This is a genomic window from Flavobacterium circumlabens (assembly GCF_004345565.1).
In the GTDB taxonomy this organism is placed as follows: domain Bacteria; phylum Bacteroidota; class Bacteroidia; order Flavobacteriales; family Flavobacteriaceae; genus Flavobacterium; species Flavobacterium circumlabens.
Map to the genome: position 1 here is coordinate 1 of NZ_SLWA01000023.1, position 5,987 is coordinate 5,987.

Below are 5,987 nucleotides of genomic sequence, written 5' to 3' on the forward strand. Positions count from 1 at the left end.
AAGGCATTTACATCTGTAATACCTGTTGCTGTGGTGGTGTAATTGATCTTAAAAGCAAACAAATCCAGCGGATCCGTGCTCTGCTGCAGGTTAGCCGTTTTATTGATTTCGGTAAGCCAGCCTCTTACATTATACGCATAATCGATTTTTTGTAACGGCGCTGCGGTACTGTTTCCTGTCTTTTTACTTATTAACTGTCCCAAGGCATCATAGGTATTTTCTGCCATCAGCTGAACTGCTCCTCCGTTGACCTGATGGATATGGGTCAGTAAACGGTCCTGTGGTGAGTATGTAAAATCTTCCCTTACCAGTACTTCCGTATTGGTCGAACTGCGTTTGTTTTTGGTAATACTGTATTGCAATTGTCCGGAGAAAGTGTCCAGTTTACTGTCCGTAACGGTATATCCTCCCAGATGGTTCGCTGTAAAGGTTCTTATGGGGTGCGCTTTGGTATCATAAAACGTAGTGCTTACTTCTGCCAGAATAGCGGCGGCGGTGGTTGGTACCCTGGTCCAGGTTCCCGTAGGCAGTGTTTTGACGTTGGTTAAAACGGTCTGGCTTTCGATACTGGCCGGCACTGCCTGGGCACCCGGAAAAGCATACGTATCATAATAATTGACACTCAGCAATTTAAACGTGGTAGGGGCTATGGTATTGCCGTAATTAACCGCCACTCCATCAATGGTATAGGACAGTTTATTCTCAAACAACACCGTAGCCAAATTTTGCGCATCCTGCAATGTTTTTCTGGCGGCAGACGTGCTGCTGACATTGTTCCAGCCGGTATAGATGGGGCGGCCAAAAACATCGTATTTGGTAATGAGCCAGCCTACTGCTGTATCATCCTTAAAAGGCGAATTGGCGGGCCCTGTCGCTACAGGCCTGTCGAGTTTGTCATACACGATAAACTCCCATTGTTTGCCGGGCAGTTTTTTCTCAACCAGTCGGTTGCGGTAATCGTATTTGTACTGATAGCACAAGCCGTTTAAAACATCGGCTGAAATCGCTGCGTCTGCTTTGGGCGGGATCACATAGGTCAGGTTGCCGTAAGGGTCGTATACGTAATAGGTATCGTGTTTTAATCCTGCTTCATAGGTTCTTTTTAAAACGACCTGTCCTTCCTTGTTTTTAAATTCTACCGTAGCTCCGGCCGTCTCTGTTGGAGTGGCTGTGGTATTTTCATCATAGGTCACTGTTTTGATGAGTTCATTGGCGCCATAATTTCCCGCATCCACAAAAGCGATTTCATACAACCCTAAGAGAGGAGTCCAGGTTGCCGTCGCCTTGTATAATTTGACTTCGGTGTCGGTATTGGTCTGGTAATCGAGTTTGATTTCATGGCCCTGATCCATCGCCCAAACGGCTCCCGGAGCCGCTTGTTTCAGGACGCGGTTTAAAGGGGAAGACTCGAGTTTCTTTTGCGAAAACGGATTGGCGGTATTGTCATATTTGCTGGTACTGTAGAAACCTATCGCAGCGGTCTCTGCACCGGGTGCAAATGCCATATTGGCCGAAGCGGCTTCATACGGCAGGTATTCCTGAACCTGTCTGCCAAAAGCATCATAGACCATCGGGGTTATAATGTCTTTTCCATTAGCCGACTGTTTGTTGGCTATTTGCTGTACAGGTCTGCCTAATCCGTCAAAATAGGTGATACTGGTTTGTACCTGATCTACCGATGGAAATTCCAAAACGGTGGTGGTGGCTTTTTTATAGTTTTTGGTCAGCACATAATTATAATCCGACGGCATCAGTATATTGGAACAGTCTGCACTGCTGCCTTTGACCAGCGGGCAATTATCGGTATTGTTTCTAACGTAGCTGCCTGCCGGAGCGGTACATTGGGACACAAAAACAGCCGGATCACCCAAACCATCCAGATCATTATCGGCGTACCATTTTGTATTGGGATTCAGGGTGACATCGTTATCATTACAGTCGGTATTGCTGGTCACATAGCCTGCCGGTTTTACGCTGTAAAAGACCGTAACGGCCGGATTTCCGAACGTATCGTTATCGGCATCCCTGTAAAAGGTGGCCGGCGCGATATTGGTAATATTGCCCGTGGTATCGTTGTAATCGCTGTTGTTGGTGACATAACCGGTTGGTTTTACACTGTAATACACCTTTACATTGGGGTTTCCAAAGGTATCCCCATCACTATCCTGATAGAAATACTGCGGCGCGATATTGGTAATATTGGCCGTGGTATCGTCGTAATCGGAGTTGTTGGTGACATAGCCCGGAGGTTTTACGCTATAGGACCCGGTAACATTGGGATTCCCGAAGGTATCATTATCGGCATCCTGGTAAAAGGTCTGGGGTGTAATATTGGTAATGTAGGCATTATTGTCATCCAGATCGCTCTGGTTGCTGACATAGCCATTAGGTTTGGTCGGGCTTAAAATGCTTATGGTCGGATTTCCGAATCCGTCCCTGTCATAATCCTCGTACCAGCGGTACGAAGGTTCGCCGCCTCCGCCGCCTCCCGGAGGGGCCGCCATAGGGGCTGCCACAGCAGTGGCTTCGGGTGTTGTTAAAACGTCTTTGGTCTGTGCGTATCCCAATGAGACCATCAGGATCAGTACCATGCTATATAAGTATGTTTTCATGCCGTCTTCTTAATTTTTATAATGATATTGATTCTCTGACAGTACATTGCCCAGATTGTCCTTTACGGTTTTCAGTCGGTTGTAGGTGTCGTAATCGTACGTGGTCACAAATCCTTTCGGGTCTGTGATGGTCGTGATACCCACTAACGGCTTATAGCTATAGGTGGTAATCAGGGCATTGGGAAGATTGGCCCTGAACGTCGGATCACTGACCGAATAGGCTGCCAGCGCCTGGTCGTAGGTGGCATTCTCTACCTTGGCAATGGGTTTGGTTTTATTGTACCCCCAGATAATCGCCACGGGCATACCGCTTTCCAGCGTATACTGAAGGATATTGCCCATATCATCGTACTTGTCGTAAGTGATTTTTTTCTCCAGGGCATTGCCCGGCAGTGCATTGGGGAATTTGGCGGCATAAATAAATTTCGGCAGCAGCAGGTTGGAGGTGGCCGCATCTTTGGCGTATTCCGTTTTCTGCTCAGACTGTTTTACACCGGCTCTGAACACCTCTGTTTTCAGCGGCGTGTCGATTCGGTTGGTGGTTATCATTTCCGATACCTGCGGTTCACTTGCCATAACGGCATCCTGCGGGTAGTAATATTTGGTTTCCAACGTTTCTTTCAGGGATGACTTTGTACTTTGTGAGGTCAGCTGAATATGGGTCGGATTGTTGTACTGATACGTTGTGGTCGTCTCTACCGGATTTAACCCTTTAAGATCATAACTTCTGGTGATGGAAGATTCCACATAAAACCAGTATCCTTTTGTTTTGTATTCGACTATGCTTAAATTCTCGACATATTGTGCCAGCGCGCAAGGCTCTTCATAATTTTTCCTGACATTATAGGATTTGATCTCTTTGCTGTAAGCGGGATCTAGCTTGTATTTGTTTTCCGTTTCCTGTACCACTACAAAGGGCAATCCGGTTTGTTTTTTCTGCAATACCTGTGATTTGATTTCCAGGCCGTTGTCCCATCCGAAATTGGTCAGCGGAGTACTCTTAATAAGGTCACCCAAAATTGGACTTCCGATAGCATCCCGGTGTACTATAAACTCTTTGCTTTCGCCACCGTTCTCAAAGTTATCCCCGCCTTCGCTTACCGTTACATATTTATAAAAACAGTTGCTGCTGCCCGTGTCAAACAAAGAGATGATACTGCTGGAACTGATCGTTAGAAAAGTATTGTCAACAAACTGGCATATTCCTAGTCCACCACCTCCCGAACACATTCTTCTTTGCTTGAAAATATCCGTATAAAAGGCGTTATTCCCTTTATCTCCCGAAGAATGGTTGATATCGTCTTTAGGACCGTAATAATAGCGCTTGTAGCTGGCCCTGGCCGAAGCATCTGCAAAATCTTTGGTAGTCTTAATGCGTACCCCGCCGGTTTCCAGATTCGTATAGGTGACTACCGGGGCAGTAGGATAATAGGCTACCGCTAAGGTTGCATTTGTACGAAGCCCTCCTTTTGAAAAGTACAGTTTGTAGGTTTTGCCCGCTTTGGCGTCTAAATAAAAAGTATTGGTTTGTCTTCGTATAAAGGTAAAAATGGAATCATAAATGGGGCCAAAACGGCTATTAATATAAAACTTCGGACATAAGGGGTCCGGTGTATCCACACAGGCTACCTTTACAGAGGCAATATCATGACCGGTATCATAAGGATCACTCTCTCCTTCCGCGAGTGGCGGTCCATTTCGTACATAAGTAACATAACCGGTAAATACAATTTTTTGATCGATCGCGGAAGTCAGGGTATAGATCTCCGGCAAATCACTTGTGTCCTCGGGTATTCTTCTGTATTGATCTACTTTTTTAGCCGGATAGGTGGTTTTGGGGCCCCAATAGGTATTGCTTTCATACTCGAGTTCGGTATACCCTTTGGTCGGATAAACCACTTTGCTTAACAGTCCTGTTTTGGCAAAATTGACATCAGGTTCTTTATCGGCTCCGTTGTAATCCAGATCGTTAAGATCGTATTCGGTTATGTTTTTAGGGACTAAATTGGTATTAGTCTTGCCATTGTAATAGCCCCAGTGATCCTGACTCCTGGAGAGTCTTGCGGGAAAACCTGTCGCATTGATATACTCAAAAGTATATTTTTTGGTCGGGTCCAAAAAGGTAATATTTTGCAGAAAAACGCGTGTATTGGCTGTTTTTAGATAACTGAAACTTATTTTTTCAATCAAAATATTCTCAGCGTTATACTGACTGATGGATTCGATTTTACTGTTGCCCTCTACTTCTTCGTTGACCCCGGCAGCACTGTAGGAAATGGTCACATAACCGTCAGTGGCATTGTTGCTGTAGATTTTGGTGATTCTTTTCCCGATCACGGTCATGTTGTACGCGACAATGCCGCTTAGCACCGGAGCACTGGAATAGATACCGCCGTTACAGTCTTCCTGTATTTGCGGATAGGCCATGGTAAAGGTTTGGGAATTCGAAGCTGTATAATCCATGGCGGTATTCTCGTAAGTAAAATTCACTTCTGACTTATTTGGATGTAAGATCTTAGTTAAGTACCAAGCCGTTACACTGCCGCTTATCACAGAATGTCCGGCACCCATATTGCGGAAAGCCGTGGTTTCTTTTTCTGTAAAATAATATTTCACCCCGTTGGTGGTGGTCAGTAAAAAATCGGCATTGCCGGCTCCGGTTTTTTCTATTTTAATTTTCTGATTGTTGATCAAAACCGGGACACCCGTTTTATCATAGACAAATTTGCCGGAGTTGCCATTGAAATTGAAAGAATAAACATCACTTTCGGTATCGGCATTCCCTTGTCCGGCAGCCTTATAAAATTGCTGGCGCTGCTCATTGGTCGCATTGGGCAGGTCATCGGGCGGATAAATTGCTGTTATGGGCTCGTCTACCAGATCTCTTACGGTACGGGTAATGACTCCTCCTACATTCAGGTTCCAGCCCAGCCCGACATTCGAAGCCACTTCATCTACCTTTATGCCGTTGGAACCGTAAAAAAGCGATAAGGGGGATTCCAGGTCCTTGGTCTTAAAACTTAGCAACGGAACAGAAATGTTGGCCGTTCCGGTAAACAACCCGACGGGAACGTTCCCAAATTTCCCGAGCTCCCCTGCCACGGGCGAAGGCGGTGTGATATTGGGCAGGAATTTCCCCGTATCGGTCTGTGCGGTCAGAGCTGCTGATGCAAATAAAAGAAACAGTAAAAAAAATGTTTTTACGGAATGCTTTAAAAATAGCGTGTTCATTATAGAATATATTTTTTAATTAACTGATTTTATGACTTTAACCGATTCCGTTTTTACATCGGTTTTGATATCGATGATGTAGATGCCTTCAGCGTATTTACTCAGATCTATTGGCACTGTCCTGCTGCTGATGCTGAAGTGCTG

General features: G+C 45.4%; 2 protein-coding genes. Both read right to left on the reverse strand.

Features of this window, described 5'->3' with window-relative positions; translation table 11 throughout:
• Positions 1 to 2,612, reverse strand: a 2,612-nt coding sequence (locus EV142_RS23830) for a DUF6443 domain-containing protein (RefSeq protein ID WP_244606824.1), incomplete at its 3' end; no start/stop codon positions are given.
• A 9-nt stretch (positions 2,613 to 2,621) separates the two neighbouring features.
• Positions 2,622 to 5,843, reverse strand: coding sequence for an RHS repeat domain-containing protein (locus EV142_RS23835; RefSeq protein WP_132038353.1), 3,222 nt, complete (start codon positions 5,841 to 5,843; stop codon positions 2,622 to 2,624).
• Positions 5,844 to 5,987 lie beyond the last annotated feature (144 nt).

Excerpts from the sequence above, each read along its gene's own strand:
- EV142_RS23835 (WP_132038353.1), bottom strand. The coding sequence starts at position 5,843 with ATGAACACGCTATTTTTAAAGCATTCCGTAAAAACATTTTTTTTACTG.